Raw genomic sequence first — 25,339 nt, forward strand, 5'->3', positions numbered from 1 at the left:
ATAGTGGAGTTTCGGATTTATCCAGCAATTTTTTTTATGTTTTAGGCGGTTGCAGAGAAGCGGAGCTGATATCTTTTTTCTTTTTGTTGTGTATTTAAGCCAAGCGAGGCGTTGGGTTAAGCCGCCTTTATACAGCATGGCGACATCCGGGCGGCCTGGAAGGTGAAGTTTATAACATAAATTTAATTAAAGTTTTGGCTGAGAAACCCCCCAGTGATCTTTTCTCGCCGGCTGCATTTTTGCCATAAAGCGTTAAACGCGGCAGCGCGGTAAGCGGGACGTGATGCTGATTGTGTGCTGCCCGTTCTTAACGGGAAACGGAAAACCCCCAGGAGTCAGCCTGTTTTCGCGTTGACCCCGTAAAGGAAAGAGGCGATAAAGTCAGCACCTTTCTACGGGAAGGGCACAGGCTGCTGTCCTCCAGACTCAGGATGCATGTAAAGCCGGTCAGCAGCTTATCAACGTCAAAAACACGTTCCCGCATGGGGAGAATAGAATCAAATCCCGCCTCTGGTTGTGACCGTAAACCCGGTGTGAGCGGGGCCCATTAAGCCAGCGGCAGGCACACAAATGAAAACCCACCCTGTGCGCGATGCAGGCGCGGGGCGACAGTTTTTTCAGCACAATAAGATCTGACAGAATAGTGTCATTTCCTGACGGGCTGGGGGGTAAGACGATGTCTTATATGATGCTGCACTTTCTGGATGCGCAAAAGACACTCACCGCACACAGTGACTGGGTTAAGGACTGCCTGACGGCGACGCACAGACGTGCGGATAGCCTTATGTCTCTCCCGGCACTGGATGTGGTGGTTAAAACGGGAAACAGAGTTGTTCCGGAAAAAGGGCATAGCGGATTTTGCCCCGAACCCGGGATCGTGTATGTGACGGTTGATCCTGACAATCCTGCATTCTGCCAAAATGCGGCACAATCGCTTGAACGGATGTTCGCGCATGAACTTCATCATGCCGCGCGGTGGGCAGGTCCCGGCTATGGCACCACCTTGGGCGAAGCGTGTGTTTCTGAAGGGCTGGCCGGGCATTTCGTGCTTGAGCTTTTTGGCGGAGAACCTGAACTGTGGGAATGCATCAACGCCGAACTGATTCACGCTTATCTGCCACAACTGCATCAGGACTGGCTGTGCACCGATTACGATCACAGCAAGTGGTTTTATGGCGCCGGCGATATGCCGCGCTGGCTGGGCTATACCCTGGGTTTTAATCTGGTGGCCAGCTATCTTGCTGCCAGGCCGGAACGTCGGGCTTCGCAGCTGGCCCATACAGAAGCCGATGCGTTCAGCGTCTTTATTTAGCATAACGCCGACATATGTATTGGTCTGTATTCTGCCGCTGAGGGGGCGGGGCCACAATGAGCCCGTCTTTATAAAGCAAACGCCTTTATCCGGCTAAATCCTGCCGCTTTTTATCAGGCGGTGTGAAGCCTGCGGAGCAGGGGGAATCTGCCCGTTTACGCGCCCTCGTTTAGCGTTTCGCTTATCCCAATAAGATATTGCATGCGTATTGAACAGGGCTGATGAGTGTTTTATGCTCGGGGGAAACCATGGAAGAAGTGAGGCTTTATGGACGAGCATTCAGTCGGACGCTTTCTGGCGTCTTTGTTAGCCGAATACAATATGAGCGTAGAGCAGCTCTGCCGCCGTTCCGGGCTGCAGATGCATGAGGCCAGGTTCCTCCTGCGCGGCACGCTGACCGTTACGCCAGCCGTGGCTGAAAAACTCGGTCGGGCGTTTTATTCCCCTGGCTTCTGGCTGGTTCGTCAGGCGATGTCTGAGCTTAATAAACTCGGTCGGGAGACTTAAAAAACAGGGCAGCAGAGCCCCAAAAGCTTGGCTGGCTCGTCTGCATCACAATGCCTGCTTGGCGGAGGAGGGTCAGCATAAGGCGTGAAGGAATATTCAGTTAACAGGCTCTTCGCCCGACCAACACGAAAGTGCCGTTGAAAAGGGGATTCACAGCCGAAATCAGCACCTGATTCAGGCAAAAAAAGCCCGCCTGAAAAACGCGGCGGGCCATGCCCTGTTGCATGCATGTTGAAGGTAATCGCGCGGCCCCCCTGAGCGTCCGCGCCATCGTTTATCCCTGTCGGTCTTTCCCGTCTTTCGCCTGCTGTGCGGCGCAGGCCATGAAATTTTCAATGATTTCTACGGCATAACTGATCGCCATCAAATCTGCCGTCAGCCGCACATCCGTGCGCAGCAACGTTTCGGTGACGCCGGGCCGACTCAGCAGGGGCTTTATGTCCTGAACCCGACGTATCAGATGCGCCCAGTTATTGGCAAAGGTGTCCATACTGGCGTAGCCACCGTGCCTGAGCTGAATAAAAATGACATCAATATCGGCCTTCAGCGCACTTATCTTCGCGATGTTAAGCGGATCGTTCTCTGGCGCATCAGGCTGCGGATGGGGCTCAGACACGGAACGCCTCCACCATGCCGCGCAGGGCATGCGCCTGTTCAGAAAGTGAACGCGAGGCCGTAGAAGACTCTTCAACCAGCGCGGCGTTGCTCTGCGTCACACCGTCCATCTGACTCACCGCTACGCTGATCTGCGAAATACCCTGCATCTGCTCTGAAGAGGCCAGAGAGATGTTATCCATCGCCTCCGCGAGTTCGCCGACCATTCCCACAATTTTCAAAATGCTTTGTCCGGTGGAAGAGGCCACGTTCACGCCGCTTTCTACCTGTGTTACGGCCTGTTCAATCAGGATTTTAATATCCCGCGCGGCCGTGGCGCTGCGCTGCGCCAGCGTGCGTACTTCGCCTGCGACTACCGCGAAACCGCGCCCTTCCTCACCCGCGCGAGCCGCTTCTACTGCGGCATTGAGGGCCAGGATATTAGTTTGAAAGGCGATGCTCTCGATCACCGAGGTAATATCACGCACTTTGGTGGCGCTGACCGAAATGTCATGCATGGTATGTGTCATGCGTTGCATATCAGATTCCCCCTCGCGCGCCAGTTGCGCCGTCCCCCGTGCCGCGTCGGCTGTCTGCTGCGCACCCGCCGAGTTGCTCTTCACCGTTGCGGTGAGTTGCTCCATGCTGGCGGCGGTTTCCTGCAGGGCGGCGGCCTGTTGCTCGGTGCGGGATGAGAGTTCGGTGTTACCCTGGTCAATCTCATCAGCCGCCAGAGAAACGGAAGCCGAGGCATCCTTGATCTGCGAGACCAGCCCGCGCAGGTTCGCCTGCATACTGTCGAGCGAGGCCAGCAGGCTGGTGGTATCATTACGACGAAGCACGACAGGCGAGGTCAGGTCGCCAGCCGCAATGGTCGCAGCCAGTGCCTGGGCCTGGGCGGGCTCACCGCCCAGTTGACGCATGAGGATGCGGATCACCACGACGCAGGCACCCACGCCCACCAGCACCGAAGCCCCGGCGAGCAGCAAAAGAAAAAGGGTATCCTGGGCGGTAGCCGCGCTGTTTTGCTGCACCTCGGCCAGACTGGTTTTCTGCTGAATGTTAGTGACGACCAGCAGATCTTTCAGCATTTTATCCTGGACAGGTTGTACCTCTTTTGTCAGGCACTCGAAAAATTCTTTATCACGGTTGGCCAGCCCAAGCTGACTGGCTTTGGCGAAGATGCTGAAGAACTCGCTCTCGGTATCGGTCAGTCTTTTAAAGGCCGCGCGACCCGGCGGAAGCGAGTCAATCTGCAACAGATCGCCCAGCGTCTGACGATTGGCAATGAAGTCAGCTTTATTTTTTTCCATCTGCGCAGCGACGGGTTTCATAGCAACCGGATCGCTAAGCAGGCCAAGCGTTCTGACATCAATAGCCATCTCCCTTAACTCCCCCAGCATATCCTGCGCAAGCTGATATTTTTTCATCTTGATATTCACGACGATATCCATGCTTGCCCGGGCTTTATGAAGGGCATTGAGCGCCGTGCCTGTGCAGATAATAAACAGAAGGATAAGCAGGCCGAAACCTGCAGTCAGACGGGTTGAAATTTTCATTTTGTTCTCGTTATAACAGTGAATTTTGCTGTGTATCTTTCCCCGGCAACATTTAATGATGCCTGTCAAAGCGATTAAATTATAATTCGCCTTGACAATTTCGTATGTTTCCTGGTTATACCGTTCCTAAACAGACCTCAGATAAGGGGGCAGAATAACGGGATGGCCTTGGAACGACTGAATGCGCCATCCTGACATCCCTGTTACGGCTCGTATTCAGCCCGCCTCGCGTTGTCGCCAGGTATCTCAGCTAGCGTGTTATGAAGTGAAGCATTGAGCTTGACATGATAACCGCTGCAGATTTATATAGGAAATGATCATTTCCTAACTATAGACCCTGACAGAAGCGGGCGAACAGGACGGCTCTGTGGCGGCAACGACGAATGAAACCGCTGCGGCAGAGAGCTTTCTGGCGCTTCACCAGGGAATGCGAGGAGTAGGTAAAGCATCGATTCTTACGCACGATACCGATCTATCGGCCGGACGCTGAAAATACTGGCGTACATCCAACGCTCGCGACGAGGTGTTCTTCCGACTGGAAGCCGGCTTCGATCCCGTACTCTGCGGACCTGACAGCGTACTGCCGAGCCGTTTCCCGACGTTGAGTCCGTTGCTGACCGGGTTAATGAACGGTTCAGGTCACACGAAATGAACAGGCCGATAATGCTGGCCGCTCAGGAAGCTGCGTACGAAAACGGGGCGGTGATCTCGATTGTGCGGGCGACTGCCGGTCAGGTTGGTTCACCAGAAAATCGCACGAGTCCGCCCATCGGATTTATTTTCATTCACGCACCTGTCGGTTGCCGATGAGTGATCGTATGACAAGAGGAAAAGGTTATGTCCGCTTCTGTGATTCCTGATGCGCCCGACGGTTTTCGTCACTGCTTTGCACGTGTGGAAGGGTTGCGTTTTCATTACGTCACCGGTGGCCGACCGGATGGCTTTCCGCTGGTATTGCTGGCCGGTTTCCCTGAAAGCTGGTTTGCCTGGCGAAAGGTTATGCCCGGTCTGATGGCGCACTTTCGCATTGTGGCCGTCGACTTACCCGGCCAGGGTGATACCGATAAACCGCTTGCGGGCTACGATACTCAAACGGTTGCCACCCGACTGCACGCCTTCGTCGTATCGTTAGCATTAGGCCGGTATTTTCTGGCTGGACACGACGTCGGTGCCTGGGTCGCCTTTACTTATGCGATGCTTTACGGCGAGGAGATCCGGGCGCTGACCCTGATGGACGCCGGTATTCCCGGTATATCGCTGCCGGATACGTTGCCCACAGATTCCCGTCAATCCTGGAAGACCTGGCACTTCGCCTTCAATGCCGTTGCGGATCTTCCCGAAGCCTTACTGACGGGGCGTGAGCGCATTTATCTGGAATGGTTCTTTCGGGAGAAAGCGGCCGACCACCGTTGTTACGGCGAGACGGAAATTAACGAATATGAACGCCTGCTCAAAGCCCCTGGTGGATTGCGCGCAGGACTGGCGTTTTACCGCGCCCTGTCACAGTCAGCGGCACAGAATGCTGCGCTTGCACAGCAAACGCGTCTGACGATGCCGGTACTGGGGCTGTCAGCCGATCAGGGCTCTATTGCGGATATGGCCGCCACCCTGAAAGCGTATGGGGACGATATTCACAGCCAGCGACTGGCGGATTGCGGCCATTTTCAGCCGGAGGAGCAATCTGAAGCGACGGCCAGGGCACTGATTCAGTTTTTTGGACAATATGCCCATTAATGCCGACTTCTGGATACAACGTCATGGCGCAAGCAGAAGGGGATTTCTGTCACGGAAGTCCCTGATCCTGTCTGTAACGAGGAGCAGGGCATTCGCTGGCACTTTCTTTTTATTAGGGAAGTGACAGATAACGCCACGACAAGAGTGATAAATATGACCGTGTTTCGTCATCAATGGCGTATATGAAGACGCTGAGCAACATCAAAACACGCGCTGTTATTTCAAAAAGAAACCTGTTTAAGACATGATGTAATTCTTTTCGCGTCGATAACGTGCCTGATTTTGTCCGACGCTTATTACGCGATCACTAAATACTGCCTTTATTCTCATCTGTAGCAGGGAGTCATTCTGCTTCTGGTGCCACCCTGATGAACGTCATCACTGCTGGTAATATGTATACAGGCTTGCCTCAGGGCGCGGGATTAACGCATACAGGGTATCTTATATGTACACACTCTATGGAAGCGCACGTTCGGGCGCTGCCGCGATTGAGATGGCGCTCAGATTGGCCGGGGCGGAATACACAACGGTTGAGGCGAATTCATGGCACAAAGACAGTGGGTTTGAAACCTTAAAGCGGTTGAATCCGCTGGTCCAGATCCCCACGCTCATCCTGCCTGACGGGGCCGTGCTGACTGAAAGTGCAGCCATCATGATTTATCTTGGTATGGCCTGTCCTGATGCCGGCATCCTTTCAACTGACGCCGACGTGCGTGCTCAGCAATTACGGGGGCTGGTGTATATAAGTGCAAACTGTTATACCGCCATCGGCATCATTGATTACCCGGAAAGATGGCTGGACACAGGCTCGCCGGTTCAGCGTAAGCAGCTGGCCGAGGGAGCGGTCAAAAAACTCTATGAGCAGTGGGACATGTTCAGCGATCTCTTTTTTGACACGCGCGCATGGCAGCCTGCTAACCCCGGCGCGCTTGAAATGCTGGCCTGTGTGGTGAGCCGCTGGAGCAATGCGCGTGCGCATCTCAGCCGCACCAGACCCGCTTTCTGTGCTTCGCTGGCAGAGGCAGAAACGCATCCTGTCATCAAGGCTGTTGTGCGCCGTCACTGGGGAACCTGACACGCGATGAAGACAGCGTTTTCTCCGCCTTTTCAGGTCTGATAACGCGCCGCTCATCGTACTAACTGAATACTGTCATAGACGAAGCCTGGGCTCAGAAATCCTGTGCCTTTTTGCCCCGAGGCCACATTGATATCCAGTGTGTTAATTCCTGCCTGCAGGGCGGAAGCCGGCAGGACAAAAGTAAAAAGCGCATTATTGCCCCGGAAAGTGCCGCGGGTGATCCCCCGACTTGCAGGCTGGTCAGAAGCCGGCGGAATCGGCGCGGTCCAGCGCTGATTGACGCTGACCTGAGGGCGTCCTCCAGACTGCGCCAGAGTAATAAAAATCCGTAAAGTTAAATCATGCACATCGTGACGGGACAGCATGAAACGGATGCGAGTTGGCGAGTTAATATCCCGCCACTGCGCGGCAGGAAAGTCGCTTTCTGATGCGGTTCCCACAAGGTAATCAGCGGCTGTCCAGGGCGACATACGCCGATCGGACGGGTGAGCGGACATCAGCAAGCGGGCGTTACGAAACCCCGACGGAGTGCCATCCGGTGAACCCGTCTGCCAAATAACCTGACCCGGTAAGGTCTGGGCGGCTAGTGCAATCTGAGTTTGTCTGCCGGCTTGGATATCCGCTGGACGTTGCGCGACTTCGCGTTCCTCATCGTACAGCGTTGTCTGATAGTGCCCCGGACGCACGCCCGTCAGCGTAAAACGCCCTTGGCTGTCCACGCGCGTCCAGTATTCGGCGCTGGCGTTTCGCAGGCCGACAACGGCGGCAGGGCGATCGCTCATTCCTGTCACCACACCTGACAGCGTGCCGCGTTCAGTCTGATCGACAAACCCTTTCAGCCCCAGTGACGCATGAATAAATCCTACATCGGTTAACGTGGCGGAGGGCTTCTCTCCGGTCGTAAACAACAGCCCATAGATACCATGCAACCCCGGTCGAAACGGTTCTGTCTGGGTATGACTGGAATACATATAGTTGTACAGCTCGTGTGTCATCTGCGTTTTTTGCGTCGCGATGTCCTTAAAGAAGGGGCCACCCGAACTGAACTCATGATTGCCCGTCAACATAAAGACCGCTACGCCCGGGCCGTGGACGCCGTGCAGATCGTCATCAATCATGGGACGGGCGGAGTAAAACTTGGAACTGGTCCGTCCGTCAGGCAACAAAAAGACGTCGTTGCCTTCAATCGCTTTTCCGACGTTTGAATCGTTGCCCCAGTCGGCCTTTGGGAATTTTTTGACATCCAGACGCGTCACGAAACGCAGTTCCCCGACCGGCAGAAGCGCGGGCGCGTAGGTCGCCATATACAGGGCGTTACGGCCTTTTTTGGCGATGTAGTAGTGGATAAGTTCCCCCGCCTGCGCACTGATGACAATGACATCGCCTGCCGTTTTCACTGCAACCTGCGCGAGCCCCAGTCCGGAGGCGACTTGTGAGGCCTTGTGCTCTGGTGATGCCAGCTCACTGCCATGAAACCGCATGGATGTCAGATCACCGTTGAGGTCATCGATGCTAAACACCAGATCGGCACCGGTATCCACCACCAGAGTGTTGCCGGAGTGTTTCACGCCGAAGGCACTGGCAACGCCCAGCCTGCTGAACAGACAGAAGACAAAAATGCGCAACAATATACGTGCCATCGGGGAAACCCTCACATTAAAAACTTACCGCACCGGACTGTGAATATGGCCCACGCCAGCTTCACGGGGCACCTGGACGCTGGCCACCTCTGCGGAAACAGGCGAGACGAGCCAGGCGCGATCGTATCTGAAAGCCTCCAGGACCGTGATATCTTGTGGGCGATAGTCGGTGCCGCTCTGGGTTTGCAGATTACTGACACAGCGCCTGCCCAGATTTTTCAGGCAGGCGTTTTCCCCAGCGGCGGCGTTCGTATCAAAAAGCGCGAAGGCATTACCGGGCTGCCGGATGTCGTTAAACAGCGGATGAGCCACATTCTCAAAGGCGTTACCTTCCACCAGCAGACGCGAAGAGGGTGTTCTGGACATTATCGCGCCCTGATACGTCAGATTGACAAAGACATTGTTAACCAGCTGCGCCAGGACACTGGCATTGCCCATCCCACCGGCATGCGGGGCACGCCCGGAGGTATCATGAACATAATTGCGCGCGACCGTTAATGTGTCATGGTGTCCCAGAAACAGCCAGACCCAGTAATGGTGGCCGTCGCAGGTCGCGGAATAGGGTGTTCTGCCGTCAAATTCGTTATCGGAAAGCGTGACGTGGGACGCGGAGCCCCAGCCCGTGACAATCATCTGTCGGCCAATGCGGGCAAAAGTATTGTGATCAATCCACACACCCTCGGCATTATCAACGGTAAGGGCATCCCCTCCCCAGACCAGCTGCGGATTGATATCTGACAGTGTCAGATTGCGGATAATCACGTTGTGAACGCCGCCACCGACGTAAAGCCCGATACCCTGAATCCCTGCATGTGCCCCTACACCAATCAGCGTCTTATTTGATCCCACCTTAAGACGGTCTAAACCGGCATTATCATAGGTCACCCAAACCGGCGCTTTGCCCTGACAAAACTGGTTGGCACCGTTGCGCGCCCATTGACCACCGCCTCCTGGGCAGGCATTTGCCATGCAACCCCTTTCCGTGGTCGTGGCTTTGCCGTTGACCATGACCGTTCCACGAAAATCGACGATATGATCCAGAGCGATGATCCGGGGACGATCATCCGTACAGTTTCCGTGTCGGTCATAGGTGGCGCACAACGCCTTCACCAGATCATCAGTGCGGATGGGATGAACAACCGCGCCACCGCTACCGCCCGTCACGCCTTTGGCAAAGCCGTCCGGCAAATCGGCAGCGCGCGATGACGCGGGCGTCAGGCAAAGAACCGCAAGGAGGAACATCGTGAACAATCCGTATAAAGGGCGGAGAACAGCCTGTCTACAGAGCGTGTGAACTGAAAACCTGAAGCGACAGTGCGGGCTTTTCATTCCTGTCCTCTCAACAAAGCCGTGTTGCGCTGACATACCGGACCCGCATCGATGTCGAGCGGGGGAAGAGCCTGTCGAACCCACCAGGCCACTCGCATCGTACAGGAAAGTCGAAATGAACGTACAGCCGTGACTCGCAGGTGCGTCACAGGCCGATCATGGACACACAGGCAACGTAAACATGTCCCTGCGCATCAGATCTCGCGTTCAGGGCTGATCGCGTCAGCCGAAAACTGCGCCGTTACCGCGCTGTTCCGCTGCCTGCCAGAAGTGGATGCAAATACAACAGTTTCTACTGTAAATAAGGACGCCATCCTGCCGCTGTAAGGTTAAACCTGTCGCAACAACTGGAGCGAACATAAAGACATATGCGTCGCATAATTTATACTTCGCATAGTGTGAGAAGTACCGTTTGTCATGTCTGCCTCAGGCTGTTTCAGGGCGATTACTCACGGAATCTGAACCACGCTTAACGGGCTGTTTATGTCCCTGGCCCAACTTTGTTTTCATCACCTGTTACAGTAATAGGTCATTATCTGATCATTTTTATTAAATGATGTTTTTCTCCCGCCGATAAATCGTCTGAATGTTTGAGTTAATACTGATATCCATCAGTGACCAGAATCCCTTTATGGCAGGAAATAACATGACCATTACACAGCGTTTACTCTTTACCTTTTCACTCCTTTCTGCTGCCCTGGTGACGATGGTTATCGTTGCCGTGCTGGTGGCGGGCGGCTTTCAGTCCCGCTTTAACTATGTTCAGGAAAATACGGTTCCGTCCATTCTGGACATCGGCAAAATGGTCGACAGCAGTAATGCGCTTGTCATCTCACTTTACCGCCACCAGAGTGCGACAGACCCGCGCCGTCAGGCTGTGCTGGAAAAGGAAATCGAGGGGGCGATTAGCCAGATTAAGTCACTCAACCAGTATTATCTGAAGAATGATATTTCAAACGATGAGGACCGTCAGTTAACGGAAAATTCGTTTGCCGTTATCAAAAAAGTTGAGGATACTTTACCGGCTTTTCTGGTCGCCTCTCGTGCACAAAATGATGCGGCTTCACTCGGCTCCCTTCAGGGTAACGACGGCATTGGTGCCGCTGCGCGTCAGCTCAATGCCGGTTTTCAGAAACAGCTGAAACTCAACGTAGACATTGGTAATGCGCTGCGCAAACAAAATGATCACACTTATAACGTAACAGTGTGGAGCCTCATCGGCGGTTCTGCCATAGCCATTATCATTCTCGCATTCTTCGCCCTCAGAACCATTTTTGGCATCAAACGTCAGTTGAACGGCATGCGTCATGTAATGGAAACCGCCAGTGAACGCCTTGACCTGACGCTGCGTGCAGATGTGAGTCGCCGGGATGAAATTGGCCTGACCGCCAGCGCCTTTAACCATCTGATTGAGAATGTGTCAGACTCACTTTCCAAGGTTGAAGCGTCGGCGCAGTCTGTCAGTTCAGCATCGGCGCAGATTTCGGCCGGCAACGAAGATCTGTCTTCGCGCACGGAGGAGCAGGCCGCGTCGCTTGAGCAGACAGCAGCAAGCATGTCTGAACTCAGTGAAACCGTCCGTCAGACCGCAGAAAACACACGGCTTGCCAGCCAGCTGGCCAAAAATGCACAGGACATTTCAGAAGACAGCGCAGGCCGTGTCCGCACACTGCTGTCAACGATGGGCGATATCAAAGACAGTTCCGCAAAAATCACTGACATCATTGCGCTGATTGAAGGTATTGCCTTCCAGACCAATATTCTTGCCCTCAACGCCGCTGTTGAAGCGGCTCGGGCAGGGGAGCAGGGGCGCGGATTTGCCGTGGTGGCAGGTGAAGTCCGTAATCTTGCACAGCGGTCATCCTCTTCAGCCCGTGAAATTAAAGAGCTGATCGAATCGTCTATGAGTTTTGTCCAGGCAGGCTCCGAACAGGCTGAGGGCGTTGGCAGTAATATGTCACGCATGAATGATGCCGTCAGGCAGGTTACCGATCTTGTGGATGAAATCTCTGTGGCCGCCAGTGAGCAGTCACAGGGGATCAGCCAGGTGCATCAGGCCGTTAACCAGATGGATGATGTCACTCAGCAGAACGCCGCGCTGGTTGAACAAGCCTCAGCCGCCTCAAATTCGCTGATGGTGCAGGCCACATCACTGAATCAGCTGGTCAATAACTTTACCCTTAAACCGGTTTCACACGTCCCTGCGGTGGTCCGCAGCAAGGGGGTACCTTCTTCACACGCGCCATCGTCTTTTCGTTCAGGTCCTGCCGTTGCAGCAGCAGATGAAAACAACTGGCAGAGTTTCTGATCTTTACGTTAACAGGGTTTCATTTAATTAAGGGCTGACTCAGGCCCTTTTACTTTTTTATGCAGAGAACTTTTTCAGCATAAAAGCCTGAATCTGTTTATTAGTGCGTTTTATCAGAAGCACCGTCTGCTTTGAGCCAGAAGCCGATGCTTAATGCGGGCCTGCATATTTAAATTCTGAATCGTGCAGGAGTGGTGCCAAATACCCTGCGAAACATGGCGATAAAGGCACTCACGTTGTCATATCCAAGTTCCAGTGCAACTGTCGTCACTTGCTTGCCTGCGGCAAGAAGCTCAAGAGCTTTGAGTAACCGTATGCGCTGTCGCCATTCATTAAAGCTAAAACCGGTTTCGGATCTGAAACGCCGTGTCAGTGTGCGTGACGATACTCCCGCCCAGAATGCCCATTCTTCAAGTGTGCGACCGTCATCTGGACTCTCAGACAGCACCTGAGCAACTTTTAAGAGCCGTATATCCTGCGGCATTGGCAACCCAAGATTAACGCTGGGAAGCGAACCGATTTCATCAAGGATAACGTCAGATAAACGTTTTTGAGGCGCATTAAGCTCTGCAACCTTCCAGGAGGCTGCTCGTGTTATCGCTTCGCGTAGCAGATTTGTAACTGAGAGCACAGCAGGCTTATCAGATAATGCGCCACAGGCCGCAGCAGATATATAAACACTCCATCCTGAATATGGGCCGTGCGAGCGCAGACCATGCGGAATATTTGGAGGTATCCACACGGCATGCGTTGCCGGTACGACCCAGCGACACTCTTCCGCATCGATCGTAAGCAGCCCATGCTCAGCGCCGAGTAACTGTCCACGAATGTGATGGTGACGTGGTGTTTCCCTTATTGCATCCGACTGGCGGGCCGCGACAATCAAAGTGGGTCCATCAGAAGAAAAAGCCCGGGAGAATGGAATTAACGGGTCGGTCATATTGGCTTATTTGAGGTGTTTATTGTCTTTTATACCGTACCGAAGCCATCAGGTCGATTGTAGAGTACTGATAACTTACGATGAGGACTGACCATGAAAATGATTTCTATTGCTAACGTATTGGATGAGATTATTAACCAACAGGAAATCCCCCTGGAAGAGATACTTAATCGCCACTTTAGTCCCGGTTATCGGCAGCGCACTGATAATGAGTGGGGAAGTTTAGATAGCTTTGCTCATCATGCTCGTAAACTTCGCGAAATAATTTCTTTCGGCAAAATTGATGTGCATGACGAACTTCGTGAAGGCAATCTCTATGCTACCAGACATCGTGTATTGTGTACTAAGCGCAATGGGGAAGAGGTTGAGATGGAAGTTTATATGTTTGCTGAAACAGATGATTCAGGGCTATTTGTTCGTATTGAAGAAGCCACACTTATGCTTAAAGGTCTGGAAAGTGACCGGGACCTGGGTAGCACCAGGTAACAGGGGTTTAAATGTCCGCTTCTCGCTTATAGCGGACAAAGGAAGAGATTTTAGCGTCCGCTTTGTGCCAGAAGCGGACAGGCCAAATGCGCTTTGTATGACCCCGCCTTAACGGCCGGTTAATTGCTGTGTATCAATTTAAGTGACTGCGACAGGAATGTTCCTGCTGGCTGAGAAAGTCGCAAAGTCAGAAAAGTGTTTCCTTAATAATGATTTCATCCACCCGGAGGATTGAAGACATATCGAAACCTTCCATGTCTGACATGAACTCCTTGCTGGCCATATATTTCTGATTTATAGCTTGTATTTCGGTATCCTCCTGATAGGTAACGGTTGCAATGACCTGACATTCTTTTCCGAGATAAACATGATTTACATATATACCAAAGGCTGGGAGAGAGGCCATATGTCTGGGCCAGTGTCGGTGAAAATAAATTTCTGCTGACTGTTTGTCTTTGAGTGTATAAATTCTGACCTGTTTCATATTTTCAATCCTGCTGTTAGGGCTTTCATACATAACAAAGTCAAAGCATACCTATTCTATTTCTGAGAAATTAGCAAAAGACCACTTTTTGCGCATAGCGGATCTTCAGCTCAGTCAGCCTGTCCGCTTTGTGCCAGAAGCGGGCCTTGCTGAAATGATGTCGGATTCATTAACGGCGAGCGCGCCAATGCCGCAATAAGCCGCAGCATACCGCCTGCCGGACACCGATACAAATAAACGGGAATTTGAGCACAGCCATCTGGCTAAAGAAAAACCGGGTCGTCGCCCGGTTCGTTTCTCGTACAGCTTTTCTCTGATCTTAGTGAAACTGAACGCCATGCCTCATACCTGTGTCATGCCACCATCCACACAGATTTCTGCTCCGGCTATATAGCTGCTTTCATCACTTGCAAGGAACAGGACGGCACTGGCAATTTCTTCAGGTTTGCCCATTCTTGATAAGGGAATGGTGCGGATTATCTCATTTCTTAGCTCTTCAGAGGCTGCACGCATCATCTCCGTATCGACAGGGCCGGGGGCGACAACATTAACGCGGATGCCACGGGCGGAGAGTTCACGTGTCCATGTGCGGGCAAAAGAACGGAGTGCTGCTTTACTGGCACCATATACGCCATATCCCGGCGTGCCAATCACATCGGCAACCGAACCTATCAAAACGACGCTCGCTCCCTCCTTCATCAGAGGAAGGGCTGCCTGCAGAGCAAAAAGCGGTGAGCGCACATTCAGGCCAAAAACAGAATCAAAATGTGTCGGCGTGACATCATCAATCGTCGAGTATTCTGCCATGCCGGCGTTGATGACCAGCACATCTATCTGGCTGGATTCTGTCTTGATTAAATCGACTATTCGCGTCAGTTCACTTATCTGGCTGACGTCAGCACGGACTGGCCTGGCAGTGCCCTTTATGGTCTGACTGGCTGCTTCTAACTCCTCATTACGGCGTGAGGTCAGCCAGGTTGTGGCACCTTCACTGGCAAATCGCTGGCTGATAGCCAGACCAATGCCTTTTGCACCGCCGAGTATCAGGGCAACTTTATTCTCTAATCTACTCATCTGCTCTCTCCTGTCAGGGTGGAAAACAGATAATATAATTTGTAAACTTAATAACAATTACGCACTTTATTTATATCAGGTATCGGGGAATATATCGCCATGTCTCAAACTGATTGTAATGACCTGAAAGAAATAGGGAAAACGCGGCCGGTTCTGGAGAACATAACCAATAAATGGTCAATTTTAATTCTCACTGTGCTTTGTAATGAACCTGTGCGCTTCAACGAACTCCGTCGCCGGCTGGAGGGTATTACGCATAAAGCATTGTCTGATGCGCTGAAGCGGCTTGAGCGCAATGGATTGGTGCTCCGAAAGGTACTGCCTACTTCACCAGTGAGCGTGGAGTACAGCCTTACACCACTGGCACAGACGCTTCAGGAGCCATTCAGTGCGCTGTATGGATGGGCGCTAAAACATGGAGCGGAAATGGAACGGGCTCAGTTGATGTATGATACCAGACAGGCGGAAGAGATTTGCTGAAGAGTCGTAATGTTGAATCCTGTTGCGATGCGCGCTCAGTTTTACAGGCCAGCATCGAAAATGTTGATTAATGAAGCCCCACGTTTCCTGACAATGCTTTATGTGGATGTCCGCTTTGTATCAGAAGCGAACATTTACGTATAAGGTAAGCACTCTGTCACCATGAGTTTTCCAGATTCATTTTCATCCTTGCGTAAGATGTGATGTATGGTTTGAACCGGGTAAGCTGATTTTCGACTGAATGTGATTTTGCTAACATGAAACGCCATTGCGTTTGTGAGAGGTAACAGTGATTCACTTAAGACAGGCTCAGCGCAGTGATGCCGATGCAATAGCACATCTGCACACCGCCGGATGGAGAGATACCTACACGAAAGTGATGTCTGCGGATTTCCTTGAAAATCAGGCGCAGGAAGATCGTCTTTCACACTGGCGCTCAGCACTGAATCAGAGCAATGAAAGCGAAACAGTGTTTGTAGCTGAATATGATGGAAAGGTTGAAGGCTTCATATGTATTAAGCTCCACTATGATGCGCAATGGGGCTGTTATATAGACAGCCTGCATGTAAGCTCTTCACTACGTGGTCACGGTGTAGGAAAACAACTTCTCTGGCGCGCAGCCGAATGGGTCAAGAGCAGGGATGATGAGTCACCGCTCTATTTGTGGGTGTTTGAAGATAACACCCAGGCAACAGCTTTTTATCAGCGCCTCGGGGGCACCATTGTGGAGAGAACATTATCCGATATGCCTTCATCAGATAATGCCCCGGTATTCAGAATCAGCTGGAAAAATGCCGGTCAGCTTCTGACAACTGCTTGCTGAAAGGTTAGCCGAAATGCTTTTTATTTGTATCAACAGCGGGCAGGGCGAAATTCCCCTTTTCGCACCTGACGGACCTTAATCTGTTTCAGAGGTTGCTTTGTGCCTGAAGCGGATGTTGTCTGGCACGATACTTTTCTGAACATGAGGCTTGAGTGATACAGGCCTCATTACATATCCAGAACCTGACTGATAAAATAGCGGGTAAGCTCAAACACCTGACGTCGGTTTTTCTCCAGCACCATCATGTGTGTGGCTTCACCAATTTCTGTCCAGCGCTTCCAGGGGGTGCCTGTTGCTCGCAGGAACCAGTCCTGGATTGCATTCACAGGTACATCACGATCCCATTCACCATGTAAGAGCAATACGGGGACGCGGATGTCGGCGGGATCGTAGACGCCTTTATTTTTTGCCCAGTAACACCGTGTATCCTGAATCGGACCGGTGCTAACCCGGATTTTGCGCTGGGCTCTCAAAACCGGATCGGGTTCCTCATTCACTGTTTGCCGGGCCCACTGCATAAATCCGCCGGGACAAATAAGGCTGTTCTTTTTATTGTCTGGCGCGGCCTGAAGCCAGCGTGATTCCACTGCATCAATGTCAATATCGCGCCATGCGCCCATTTCGCCGCCGGGATCGAGCGCGTATTTACCGTCCTGAATCCACTGTGGCGCAATAAGCGTCAGACGCCGCACGTTAGCGCTATTCCGTGTGGTGTAAAGCGACGCCACCGTTCCTCCCCATGACATCCCGATGAGGTTCAACTGCGTCAGTCCATGATGTGCAAGAACGTAATCAACCGCACTTCCTAAGTCCCTTACTGCGGTTTCAGCACGCGCTGACGGCGGATTTTCCCGCACAGGCAAAGAGAAAGAAGGTAGTCTCGATGCGCGGCCGTATCCACGCACATCCACTGCCCAGACATCCAGACCGGCTGCGGCAAGGTAATCAAGGAAAGATTCCCCCTCAAGCGGTGTATCAAACAGACTTCCCGATGAGAAAGTGGCGCCGTGCATCAGCAGAACCGTCTGTGCCGCATCAAAGTCCGTAGTATCAGCGCGCCGCCTGTGACGCAGCCACAATGAAATGTCTCTGGTATCGGAGGGTATGGCGAAAGCTTCGCTGAACAGCGGTGGTGTGTTTGTCATGATATTCTCCTGTCAGGCGTGCTGCCAGGTTAACTGGCCGTTTGTATTGAGAACCCGTCCTGCCGAGCTGTCCGAAAAGTGAGAGGTAAAAACCAGCGCCCGGGTCTGAGCAGCAACATTCATCATCACTGTCCGGGATTTTTTTGCCGTATCAGGAAATTCGCAGTAGCGGCTGTTCAACTCGGGGAGGCATATCTGAAGCGGGCTGTGCACGACGTCACCCCAGAACAGGGCCGTCTCACCGCCGTCTGAGAAACTGAATGCCAGGTGATCAACGCTGTGCCCCGGTGTTCTGTGAATCTGCAGCCCGGCAACGACCTCTGTCTCGGCGCTGTCCAGAAACACGGCCTGCCCTGAAGCGACGACTGGATACACACTGTCATCCATTGCACCTGTGCTTTCCGGCATGACATTAAGTGGGTTCTGATAAAAATGGTATTCATCTGCGGAGAAGTAGTAGCGGGCGTTCGGAAAAGTGGGGCGCCACTGACCTTTCTTCAAGACAGTATTCCAGCCGACGTGATCGACATGAAGGTGCGTTAAAACGACCGCATCCACCTGCTCAGGCTCAACGCCTGCCGCTCGCAGCGCATGCAGCCAGTGGCTGTTCATTTCATGAAACTTTGCATTGCCAGGGCGTTTTTTGCCGTTACCCGATGCGGTGTCGAGGATGATGACCTTACCGTCTTTTTCAATCAGCCAGCTGTGTGTGCTGAGCGACACGGTCTCGTCTGTAAAATCCAGATCATGACGTTGAATGTGTTCAGCAAAACGCAAGGCTGACTGACGATCCCACTGTGGAAACAGAGACAACACGGGAATGCCGTTGCTCTGTTGCTCTGGAATCTTTGTGATTTTTGCACCGGCGACGTGCCAGCTTAACAGCTTGCTCATGTGCTTTTCCGTTGGGGGAATGGACTGGATGGCCTTATATTCAGGGTTGTGGGCGTAATGAACAATCGGGCGCCAGGCAAACTTAAATTGCAGATACAGCAACAATAAGGCGGGGCATGGATAAATTTTCTGCGATACGCAGCTTTCTACAGGTCGTTGAAACCGGAGCCTTCACCCGTGCTGCGGAAAGTCTCGGGTTACCCAAGTCAACGGTGACACGGCAGATTCAGGCCCTTGAAAACGAGCTGGGTGTAAAACTCTTACATCGTTCTTCACGACGGCTAAGCCTCACGGAACAGGGTGAGGTTTACCACAAGGGCGCGCAGGCATTACTTATCCAGGCGGAAAAACTGGACAGCAGCGTTTCGGGAGCGGCTGGAACGTGGCGTGGCCAGCTCAGGGTAGACATGCCGGGCGCGCTGGCATACTGCCTGATTATTCCGAGGTTGGGGGATTTCATGGACCGCTACCCGGATTTACAGATCATCACGAGCGTGGGCAACCGAACCAGCGATCTCATTGAAAATCAGTTTGATTGCGCGATACGCATAGGACGACTTCACGATGACTCGCTTGTTGCCCGCTCTCTGGGAGCACTGCCCATGGTGGTATGCGCCGCGCCCGCATACCTTAAAAGACAGGGTAAACCCTCCCATCCCACGCAGTTAGTGCACTTTCATCATATTCAGGTGCGTTCCCCACAGAGTGGCAGACGTTTTGAGCATCAACTGATGAAAGCCAGCGAATCGTTTCCGCTTAGCGGTCCGTTTCAGATATCCGTCAACGACGCTTACGCGGCATTCAGTGCGGCGCGCGCGGGCCTGGGCATCGTAACGACCTATGAGTTTCTGGTGGCAGACGCGCTGAGAAAGGGGGACCTCATCAGGCTGTTTGATGACTGGCAGGTTGATGAACTCCCGGTTCATATTGCCTGGCCGGAGAACCGCCAACTGGCTCCCCGTATACGATTATTTGCGGACTGGGTCAGGGAACAGTTTTCAGAAACAGGTATGACAGGACGCTCCTGAGGCAATGGTTGACGCTGACTGGTAGTGTTTTGCTGCTGAGGTAACGTGTTTAGTGACTGTTGCCGCTCCTGAAAATGCTTCCTCTCAGCGAGTGATGCAAAGATCAGGCATGACTTATAAAGCAATAGAACAGTTTTACCTTGTGCCCTACGTCGTTCATGAACCTGGTATTTAGCGCGATCAGTTATAAGGCGGATGTTTACACAACGCCCCCCTGATAAAGGAGCGCGTTTCATCGACCCGTTGAACTCACAGCGCAAACCGGACCTTACGATTTAACCGGACTGGCCTGTGCAGGATTTCAGGCCGAAACATACCTCTTCAGACACAGCCATGGATTTTCCTGATCATAATGGTAAATCATCATTAGGTTTTCCCTTACAGACGTAATACTTACAGAGCCGAACGATAAAGAACTGGCTGAATCTGAACCACAGATATGAACCAGATGCAGAGCAGCGGCTAGCTGGTGAAGCCGTAAGGCAAAAGCAGGGCTCGGCTGTCATCACTCAGTCCCTCTGGTTATGATTAAGCAGACCTTAATTTTCCAGCCCCTGAGAGTCCTGTTCTTATGGAGTTTTGCGCCGGAACCCCATATCATTGATTAACAATGGTCAAGTAAAGGAAGCGCTGATGCAACTGATAAAAACTGAATACACCCTTAGATCCGGTTATCCGATTGTCAGGCGCACGCTGGAGAACAAAAAGAATTTAGTGAAACAGCCTGGTTTCGGTCCTGAGTCCTGCTGTGCAGTAGTCGAGTACCGGCTACGGGGTAATATTCGTTATGCGTTCGGAAACAGTCGGATGCAGGTAAGCGTGCCACCAGGAATCTATACTAATAACTGGGTAAGGCTGCATGGCGAAATGGCTGCACTCGTTGCTGCGATAGAACGCATTGAGCGCTTTTCCAGCGATGATGTCATACCCATCACGGCTGCCTATATTGAATTGCGACCCTGTGAGGCCAACTGCATGCAGGCACTGCATAATATCCTGCCTGAGAACGCTAACGTCTATTACTCTTTTGACCACCCCACTCAGGTTGAGGAATGGAAATTACGTGCTCACGAGCTTTGTGGTGTTTGAAACTTTTCACACATTTCCCGGCTAAAACACAGGACCGCCACTAATACACAGGGGAAAACTTAGGGTGTTTTTCTGGGGTAATGCTGCCTGCCGGGACTGGTGTATGAAACCGCACGGACTGGAATGTTAATCACGCATTCTGCTGAATAACCTACATCCACTTTTTCATTGCCTGCTGTCATGCGGCGGTCACTTTCTGCCAATGCGTCATCCTGTAAAAAACGCCGTAAAGCAGCAGAAGTATTTTGCTGCTGCACACTTTTTGTGTTTAAGATGATAGAAATCTATCATCTCGGGCTGTGTAATGAAAAAAATATCCATGTCAGCGGTTGCCAGAGCGGCGGGTGTCGGGGTGGCTACCGTTGATCGTGTTCTAAATAACAGAGCGTCAGTGAAGCAGGAAACCCGGGACCGTGTTCTGCGCGCAGCGGAAGCGCTCGGTTACCGGGAAGATCTGCGTAAGGTGATGACGCCAGAAGCCACGGCGGTTAAAAGCGCGGTGCGCACCGGGTTTATTCTGCTGCCCAGTGATTATTCGTTTTACCAGGTGCTGTCAGAGGAAATCCGCCGGTATGCAGACGGAAAACTGGCGACAGAGCCGGCGTTTGTGTGGGCTGATATACATGATGTGGAGAAAGTCGTGTCGTCTCTTGAAGCCCTGGCAAAACGCGTCGATATCATTGGAGTAGTTGCGCTCGATCATCCTCTTATACGGCACACCATTAAGCAACTATCCGCTTCAGGCGTGCAAATTTTCACTTTGTTTTCCGATCTTTCTCCCTGTGGTCAGGCGGGCTATATCGGTCTCGATAATCTGAAAGCAGGGCGCACAGCGGGATGGTTTGCTGAGCGCATGATGGAAAAAGACAGTGTTATTGGTGTGCTGCTCGGCGATCACCGTTTCAACTGCCAGGAAAGCTGTGAAATAAGCTTCCGTTCGTACCTGCGCGAGAACAGACAAGATGCGGTGGTGCTTGAGCCGTTACAGACGAGGGAAAGCATCAGTGGGGGCTATCTGGCTGCCAGCCAACTGCTCAAAAACCATCCCAGTGTGACCATGATTTATGCGCCGTGCGGTGGCATAGAGGGCGTAATCAAGGCGGTCTGTGAAAGCGCGCGACATGATATAAAAATTCTCTGCCATGGCCCGTTCATCGGCGATGAAATGGCGCTTATCGCGGGGCATGTTGATGTGATGATGCGCCACCGTATCGATGTTGTGGCTGAGACGATCGTCTCTGTTTTTATCCGCAGATATCAGGAAACCGACCGCAATCCTCTCTCTGTTACCGTTCCCTTCGATCTGGTTACCCGGGAAAATATCTGACTCTCACGACGTATCACGCAGAGGGTTGCGCTGTCTAAATTTGATGTAAATCTATCAAAAATATGAGTTAAAAAAATCATGATCTCTATCAAATAATCCACGACGGAGGGTTGCTGGTATCAAAAAACCGGCGCAATACTGCGCGCACTGAGTCAGGCATTTGTCGCCTGCATGTCAGTGCTTACCTGTGTTGCCGCATCCGGAGAAAAACCATGACCATTTCCATCGCGACTGCACCCTGTAGCTGGGGAGTGGACGACCCGAAAAACCCGTTTCTTCCCCCCTGGCAGAGCGTGCTAAAAGAGGCCGCGCTCGCGGGATACAAAAGCCTGGAGCTGGGACCATGGGGATACTTGCCTGTTGAGCCCGAAGCCCTGACGTCTGCACTTGAGGAACATCAGCTGTCTGTTATTGCCGGCACCCTTTTCGACGATTTAGTCAGTGAAGAAAACTTCCCGGCAATGATCGATCTGACCCATAAGATCTGCCACAACCTGAGCGCCGTTACCCGGCAGGCTGACGCTGTCAATGAGGGGACATCGCCACCTTATCTTGTCATCATCGACTTTGGTGATCCTGAACGTGCCGCCACAGCCGGTCAGTCAGAAAAGGCCCCGCGGCTCAATCCCAGTGACTGGCAGACGATGATAAGACATATCACCATTCTGAGTGAGATTGCCTGGAAAGTGTACGGTGTCAGGCCGGTCATTCATCCCCATGCTGGTGGCTGCATTGAGTTTGCCGATGAACTGGAAAAGCTGGTCCACGATATTCCCCATACCGTAGCCGGGCTTTGCCTGGATACCGGCCATCTGTATTACGCTGGCATGGCGCCGGTGGCTGCGCTGGAACGTTACTGGGACAGAATCGATTACCTGCACTTCAAGGATGTTAACGAGGCTGTCTGGCGCCAGGCAGTTAAAAAAGGGCTGGATTTTTTCACCGCCTGCGCCCAGGGCGTCATGTGTCCTCTTGGCAGTGGTGCCATCCACTATCCGGACGTTCATGCATTTCTGCGCCAGCGTCGTTACAAGGGCTGGATAACCATTGAACAGGAAAGAGATCCGCGTGATGCGGATACAAGCCTGCGTGATGTTACGGCCAGTCTGCATTATCTGCATTCCGTCGGTTTCTGAGGAGAATAATCATGATTAACGGCATTAAACCGCTCGAAAAATCACTTCGGTGGGGCATGGTCGGCGGTGGCGGGACCAGTCAGATTGGCTACATTCACCGCTCATCGGCACTCCGTGATCATACCTTTACGTTAGTCGCCGGCGCGTTCGATATTGATGCCGCACGTGGGCGCGCCTTTGGTGAAGCACTGGGCCTTTCACCAGACCGGTGCTATGCCGACTACGAAACTCTGTTTGCTACAGAAGGACAACGCGAGGACGGTATTCAGGCCGTCTCCATCGCCACACCAAACAACACGCATTTTGCTGTCTGCTGCGCCGCGCTTGAAGCGAGACTTCATGTGATATGTGAGAAGCCGCTGTGCTTTACGGTCGAAGAGGCTGAGCATCTGGCGAAACTGAGCCGGGAGAAAAACAAGATCATCGGCGTGACATATGGTTATACCGGTCATCAGCTCATTCTCCAGGCCAGAGAAATGATTGCGGAGGGGCTTCTTGGCGACATCCGCATTGTTAACATGCAGTTTGCACATGGTTTTCACAACGAATCCGTTGAACAAAATAACGCCAGCACCAGCTGGCGCGTTAACCCGCGCTTTGTCGGACCCAGTTACGTGCTGGGGGACCTGGCAACCCATCCGTTGTGCATCGCTGAAACTATGGCTCCCGGCTTAAAACTCAGGCGACTGCTGTGCTCACGTCAGAGCTTTGTTAAAAGCCGTGCTCCCCTCGAAGACAACGCGTTTGTCCTGATGGAATATGAGAATGGCGCGGTCGGCAGTCTGTGGGCCTCCGCCGTTAACTGCGGTTCCATGCATGGGCAAAAAGTGCGCATCGTCGGCGCTAAAGCCAGTATCGAGTGGTGGGATGAACAGCCGAACCAGCTCCGGTTTGAAATTCAGGGCGAGCCGGTACGCATCCTGGAAAGGGGCATGGACTATCTTCACCCGGCCGCGCGTGCAGATGACCGTATCGGAGGGGGACATCCGGAAGGTCTTTTCGAAGCCTGGTCAAACCTCTACAGACGTTTCGCGCTGGCCATGGATGCCACCGATCGGGGTGACGACGCCTTCCTGAAAGATTTCTGGTATCCCGATGTGCATGCGGGGCTGGCGGGCGTCAAATGGGTGGAAAACTGTGTCCGCTCAGCCGAATCCGGCTCGACATGGGTGGAATGCTGATATTGGCTGTCGTGAAAAATGGTCTGAGCGCATCATTCTGTTGAGGATGAGATTTGCGATTAAGTGACTTTCTCTGCCTGAAACCCGACTCAGGCAGCATGAGATAACGTAAAGGTGGCATCAATGAAAATTGCATTCGACGTAGATGTAATCAAAGATCTGGGTATCACCAAAATGGTCCGTCAGGTGTCGGAATGGGGCTACAAGTACATCGAGCAGTCTCCGCATCCGGAAATTAATCCGTTCTATAAACATCCCCGCGCAAGCCGCGAAATCATTGCGGAGTATAAAAAGGCTCTGCGCGAAACGGGCGTTGAAATTTCCTCTTTTATTTGTGTTTACCGGTGGTCTGGCCCGGATGAACTGCGCCGACAGGCGGCGGTAAAAAACTGGACACGCCTCGTTGAAATCGCCGTCGAAATGGGGGTTCAGGTTATTAATACCGAACTGGCGGGCGATCCTAATCAACCTGAAATCTGCGATGAGATGTTTTACCGCTCGATGGAAACACTGCTTCCGTTGTTCGAACGTGAAGGCATCCGTGTAGAAATACAGGCGCATCCATGGGACTTCTGCGAAGAAAGCGACGAAACCGTCAATATGGTCAGGTCATTCAGGAGTGATAACGTTAAATACGTTTACAGCGTCCCGCATACCTTTTTTTACGATAAAGGAAAAGGGGACGTAGAGAGGATGCTTCGTCATGCGGGGCACGATCTCTCTCATGTTCTCATTGCCGATACGATGAATCACACCAAACATTGCCGCTACATTGTCAATCCACCCGGTGTCGATGCGACCATTCATCAGCATGTTGGCATCGGAGAAGGCGAGGTGGATTTTGAGACGCTGTTCCGCACCCTGCGGGAAATGAAGTTTGCAGAGCAGACGTTCAAAGTGGGTGGCGAACCTATCGTGGCCGCTTCGCTGTTCGGTTACCCGGAAAAAATGAAATATCAGGCCGTTGAGACCCGGGAGCGGATAGAACGGGAATTGCTCACGCCGTCTCGCTGAGTCATCTGCCCGGCAACATGGGGAAGGTATTTCCGCCTTCACGCCGGGCTTTTAAACGATACCTCTCTGACTGTTACTGCCTCAGTACTGACTGTCTGACTCAACGGTTTATCGCTTCTCCTTGCTCACCGCTGGCTTTAGCCATCTTCGCTGTCCATTTGTTTCTGCATTTGGCAT

At 52.5% G+C, this 25,339-nt stretch carries 23 protein-coding genes; 14 read left to right on the forward strand and 9 right to left on the reverse strand.

The features are described from left to right. The first annotated feature begins 676 nt into the window (after positions 1–676). Both C1N64_RS12675 and C1N64_RS12680 read left to right on the forward strand, forming a co-directional pair. Entirely contained in the window at positions 677–1,312 is a 636-nt protein-coding gene (locus tag C1N64_RS12675; RefSeq protein WP_367143049.1) for a DUF2268 domain-containing putative Zn-dependent protease, read from the forward strand. Between the two features lie 267 nt (positions 1,313–1,579). Further along, positions 1,580–1,819: an XRE family transcriptional regulator gene (locus tag C1N64_RS12680; protein ID WP_367143048.1), complete on the forward strand. Its 240-nt coding sequence runs from the start codon at positions 1,580–1,582 to the stop codon at positions 1,817–1,819. 274 nt (positions 1,820–2,093) lie between these two features. Here C1N64_RS12680 and C1N64_RS12685 read toward each other — a convergent pair whose 3' ends face one another. After that, positions 2,094–2,435 (reverse strand): hypothetical protein, encoded by a 342-nt coding sequence (locus C1N64_RS12685; RefSeq protein ID WP_235318765.1) that lies wholly within the window; start codon positions 2,433–2,435, stop codon positions 2,094–2,096. Continuing rightward, the gene (locus C1N64_RS12690) at positions 2,428–3,972 is read right to left on the reverse strand and encodes a methyl-accepting chemotaxis protein (RefSeq protein WP_394514845.1); all 1,545 of its coding nucleotides are present in this window, start codon (positions 3,970–3,972) and stop codon (positions 2,428–2,430) included. Before C1N64_RS12690 ends, C1N64_RS12685 begins: the two co-directional genes overlap by 8 nt. 837 nt (positions 3,973–4,809) lie before the next feature. On the opposite strand from C1N64_RS12690, the gene C1N64_RS12695 reads away from it, so the two are divergent. Together C1N64_RS12695 and C1N64_RS12700 are read left to right on the forward strand one after the other, a co-directional pair. Then, positions 4,810–5,706, forward strand: coding sequence for an alpha/beta fold hydrolase (locus tag C1N64_RS12695; RefSeq protein ID WP_394514846.1), 897 nt, complete (start codon positions 4,810–4,812; stop codon positions 5,704–5,706). A 445-nt stretch (positions 5,707–6,151) separates the two neighbouring features. Then, positions 6,152–6,781 carry a glutathione S-transferase family protein gene (locus C1N64_RS12700; RefSeq protein ID WP_394514847.1) on the forward strand — a complete coding sequence of 210 codons (630 nt, stop codon included), beginning with the start codon at positions 6,152–6,154 and terminating at the stop codon, positions 6,779–6,781. Between the two features lie 53 nt (positions 6,782–6,834). Here the strand turns inward: C1N64_RS12700 and C1N64_RS12705 are convergent, their stop codons facing one another. Continuing rightward, on the reverse strand, positions 6,835–8,424 hold the full coding sequence (locus C1N64_RS12705) for a rhamnogalacturonan lyase B N-terminal domain-containing protein (RefSeq protein WP_394514848.1): 1,590 nt from the start codon (positions 8,422–8,424) through the stop codon (positions 6,835–6,837). 24 nt (positions 8,425–8,448) lie between these two features. Continuing rightward, positions 8,449–9,666 (reverse strand): pectate lyase family protein, encoded by a 1,218-nt coding sequence (locus C1N64_RS12710; RefSeq protein ID WP_394514849.1) that lies wholly within the window; start codon positions 9,664–9,666, stop codon positions 8,449–8,451. Between the two features lie 733 nt (positions 9,667–10,399). Between C1N64_RS12710 and C1N64_RS12715 the strand changes: the two genes are divergently transcribed. Then, the gene (locus C1N64_RS12715) at positions 10,400–12,061 is read left to right on the forward strand and encodes a methyl-accepting chemotaxis protein (protein ID WP_394514850.1); all 1,662 of its coding nucleotides are present in this window, start codon (positions 10,400–10,402) and stop codon (positions 12,059–12,061) included. A gap of 169 nt (positions 12,062–12,230) precedes the next feature. Here the strand turns inward: C1N64_RS12715 and C1N64_RS12720 are convergent, their stop codons facing one another. Continuing rightward, complete coding sequence (locus C1N64_RS12720; RefSeq protein ID WP_072193598.1) at positions 12,231–13,001, reverse strand: AraC family transcriptional regulator; 771 nt, start codon at positions 12,999–13,001, stop codon at positions 12,231–12,233. Positions 13,002–13,100: 99 nt separating this feature from the next. On the opposite strand from C1N64_RS12720, the gene C1N64_RS12725 reads away from it, so the two are divergent. Then, positions 13,101–13,487: a hypothetical protein gene (locus tag C1N64_RS12725; RefSeq protein WP_033741484.1), complete on the forward strand. Its 387-nt coding sequence runs from the start codon at positions 13,101–13,103 to the stop codon at positions 13,485–13,487. A 187-nt stretch (positions 13,488–13,674) separates the two neighbouring features. On the opposite strand, the gene C1N64_RS12730 is transcribed toward C1N64_RS12725, so the two are convergent. Both C1N64_RS12730 and C1N64_RS12735 read right to left on the reverse strand, forming a co-directional pair. Further along, entirely contained in the window at positions 13,675–13,971 is a 297-nt protein-coding gene (locus C1N64_RS12730; protein ID WP_054687746.1) for an NIPSNAP family protein, read from the reverse strand. 342 nt (positions 13,972–14,313) lie between these two features. Beyond that, a complete protein-coding gene (locus C1N64_RS12735; protein WP_058708155.1) occupies positions 14,314–15,045 on the reverse strand; it encodes an SDR family NAD(P)-dependent oxidoreductase in 732 nt (243 codons plus the stop codon). A gap of 99 nt (positions 15,046–15,144) precedes the next feature. Here C1N64_RS12735 and C1N64_RS12740 point away from each other — a divergent pair, with 99 nt between their 5' ends. After that, the gene (locus tag C1N64_RS12740; RefSeq protein ID WP_033741436.1) at positions 15,145–15,525 is read left to right on the forward strand and encodes a winged helix-turn-helix transcriptional regulator; all 381 of its coding nucleotides are present in this window, start codon (positions 15,145–15,147) and stop codon (positions 15,523–15,525) included. A gap of 289 nt (positions 15,526–15,814) precedes the next feature. Then, the gene (locus tag C1N64_RS12745) at positions 15,815–16,348 is read left to right on the forward strand and encodes a GNAT family N-acetyltransferase (RefSeq protein ID WP_033741437.1); all 534 of its coding nucleotides are present in this window, start codon (positions 15,815–15,817) and stop codon (positions 16,346–16,348) included. 167 nt (positions 16,349–16,515) lie between these two features. Here the strand turns inward: C1N64_RS12745 and C1N64_RS12750 are convergent, their stop codons facing one another. After that, positions 16,516–17,493, reverse strand: coding sequence for an alpha/beta hydrolase (locus tag C1N64_RS12750; protein WP_394514851.1), 978 nt, complete (start codon positions 17,491–17,493; stop codon positions 16,516–16,518). A 12-nt stretch (positions 17,494–17,505) separates the two neighbouring features. Further along, positions 17,506–18,387, reverse strand: coding sequence for an MBL fold metallo-hydrolase (locus tag C1N64_RS12755; protein WP_058708153.1), 882 nt, complete (start codon positions 18,385–18,387; stop codon positions 17,506–17,508). A 116-nt stretch (positions 18,388–18,503) separates the two neighbouring features. Here C1N64_RS12755 and C1N64_RS12760 point away from each other — a divergent pair, with 116 nt between their 5' ends. From C1N64_RS12760 to C1N64_RS12785, 6 genes are all read left to right on the forward strand, one after another. After that, complete coding sequence (locus C1N64_RS12760) at positions 18,504–19,415, forward strand: LysR family transcriptional regulator (protein WP_262959064.1); 912 nt, start codon at positions 18,504–18,506, stop codon at positions 19,413–19,415. A 633-nt stretch (positions 19,416–20,048) separates the two neighbouring features. Further along, entirely contained in the window at positions 20,049–20,504 is a 456-nt protein-coding gene (locus C1N64_RS12765) for a hypothetical protein (RefSeq protein WP_039340368.1), read from the forward strand. A 304-nt stretch (positions 20,505–20,808) separates the two neighbouring features. Next, the gene (locus C1N64_RS12770; RefSeq protein ID WP_262959065.1) at positions 20,809–21,831 is read left to right on the forward strand and encodes a LacI family DNA-binding transcriptional regulator; all 1,023 of its coding nucleotides are present in this window, start codon (positions 20,809–20,811) and stop codon (positions 21,829–21,831) included. A 212-nt stretch (positions 21,832–22,043) separates the two neighbouring features. Further along, positions 22,044–22,967 (forward strand): TIM barrel protein, encoded by a 924-nt coding sequence (locus C1N64_RS12775; protein WP_394514852.1) that lies wholly within the window; start codon positions 22,044–22,046, stop codon positions 22,965–22,967. 11 nt (positions 22,968–22,978) lie between these two features. Then, a complete protein-coding gene (locus C1N64_RS12780) occupies positions 22,979–24,148 on the forward strand; it encodes a Gfo/Idh/MocA family protein (RefSeq protein ID WP_394514853.1) in 1,170 nt (389 codons plus the stop codon). Positions 24,149–24,271: 123 nt separating this feature from the next. Then, positions 24,272–25,162, forward strand: a complete 891-nt coding sequence (locus C1N64_RS12785; RefSeq protein WP_039340362.1) for a sugar phosphate isomerase/epimerase family protein — start codon at positions 24,272–24,274, stop codon at positions 25,160–25,162. Positions 25,163–25,339 lie beyond the last annotated feature (177 nt).

This window comes from Pantoea sp. SGAir0215 (assembly GCF_043543215.1).

Coding starts and splice junctions, on each gene's coding strand:
- C1N64_RS12675 (WP_367143049.1), top strand. CDS start 677: ATGTCTTATATGATGCTGCACTTTCTGGATGCGCAAAAGACACTCACC.
- C1N64_RS12680 (WP_367143048.1), top strand. CDS start 1,580: ATGGACGAGCATTCAGTCGGACGCTTTCTGGCGTCTTTGTTAGCCGAA.
- C1N64_RS12690 (WP_394514845.1), bottom strand. CDS start 3,972: ATGAAAATTTCAACCCGTCTGACTGCAGGTTTCGGCCTGCTTATCCTT.
- C1N64_RS12695 (WP_394514846.1), top strand. CDS start 4,810: ATGTCCGCTTCTGTGATTCCTGATGCGCCCGACGGTTTTCGTCACTGC.
- C1N64_RS12700 (WP_394514847.1), top strand. CDS start 6,152: ATGTACACACTCTATGGAAGCGCACGTTCGGGCGCTGCCGCGATTGAG.
- C1N64_RS12705 (WP_394514848.1), bottom strand. CDS start 8,424: ATGGCACGTATATTGTTGCGCATTTTTGTCTTCTGTCTGTTCAGCAGG.
- C1N64_RS12710 (WP_394514849.1), bottom strand. CDS start 9,666: ATGTTCCTCCTTGCGGTTCTTTGCCTGACGCCCGCGTCATCGCGCGCT.
- C1N64_RS12715 (WP_394514850.1), top strand. CDS start 10,400: ATGACCATTACACAGCGTTTACTCTTTACCTTTTCACTCCTTTCTGCT.
- C1N64_RS12720 (WP_072193598.1), bottom strand. CDS start 13,001: ATGACCGACCCGTTAATTCCATTCTCCCGGGCTTTTTCTTCTGATGGA.
- C1N64_RS12725 (WP_033741484.1), top strand. CDS start 13,101: ATGATTTCTATTGCTAACGTATTGGATGAGATTATTAACCAACAGGAA.
- C1N64_RS12730 (WP_054687746.1), bottom strand. CDS start 13,971: ATGAAACAGGTCAGAATTTATACACTCAAAGACAAACAGTCAGCAGAA.
- C1N64_RS12735 (WP_058708155.1), bottom strand. CDS start 15,045: ATGAGTAGATTAGAGAATAAAGTTGCCCTGATACTCGGCGGTGCAAAA.
- C1N64_RS12740 (WP_033741436.1), top strand. CDS start 15,145: ATGTCTCAAACTGATTGTAATGACCTGAAAGAAATAGGGAAAACGCGG.
- C1N64_RS12750 (WP_394514851.1), bottom strand. CDS start 17,493: ATGACAAACACACCACCGCTGTTCAGCGAAGCTTTCGCCATACCCTCC.
- C1N64_RS12755 (WP_058708153.1), bottom strand. CDS start 18,387: ATGAGCAAGCTGTTAAGCTGGCACGTCGCCGGTGCAAAAATCACAAAG.
- C1N64_RS12760 (WP_262959064.1), top strand. CDS start 18,504: ATGGATAAATTTTCTGCGATACGCAGCTTTCTACAGGTCGTTGAAACC.
- C1N64_RS12765 (WP_039340368.1), top strand. CDS start 20,049: ATGCAACTGATAAAAACTGAATACACCCTTAGATCCGGTTATCCGATT.
- C1N64_RS12770 (WP_262959065.1), top strand. CDS start 20,809: ATGAAAAAAATATCCATGTCAGCGGTTGCCAGAGCGGCGGGTGTCGGG.
- C1N64_RS12775 (WP_394514852.1), top strand. CDS start 22,044: ATGACCATTTCCATCGCGACTGCACCCTGTAGCTGGGGAGTGGACGAC.
- C1N64_RS12780 (WP_394514853.1), top strand. CDS start 22,979: ATGATTAACGGCATTAAACCGCTCGAAAAATCACTTCGGTGGGGCATG.
- C1N64_RS12785 (WP_039340362.1), top strand. CDS start 24,272: ATGAAAATTGCATTCGACGTAGATGTAATCAAAGATCTGGGTATCACC.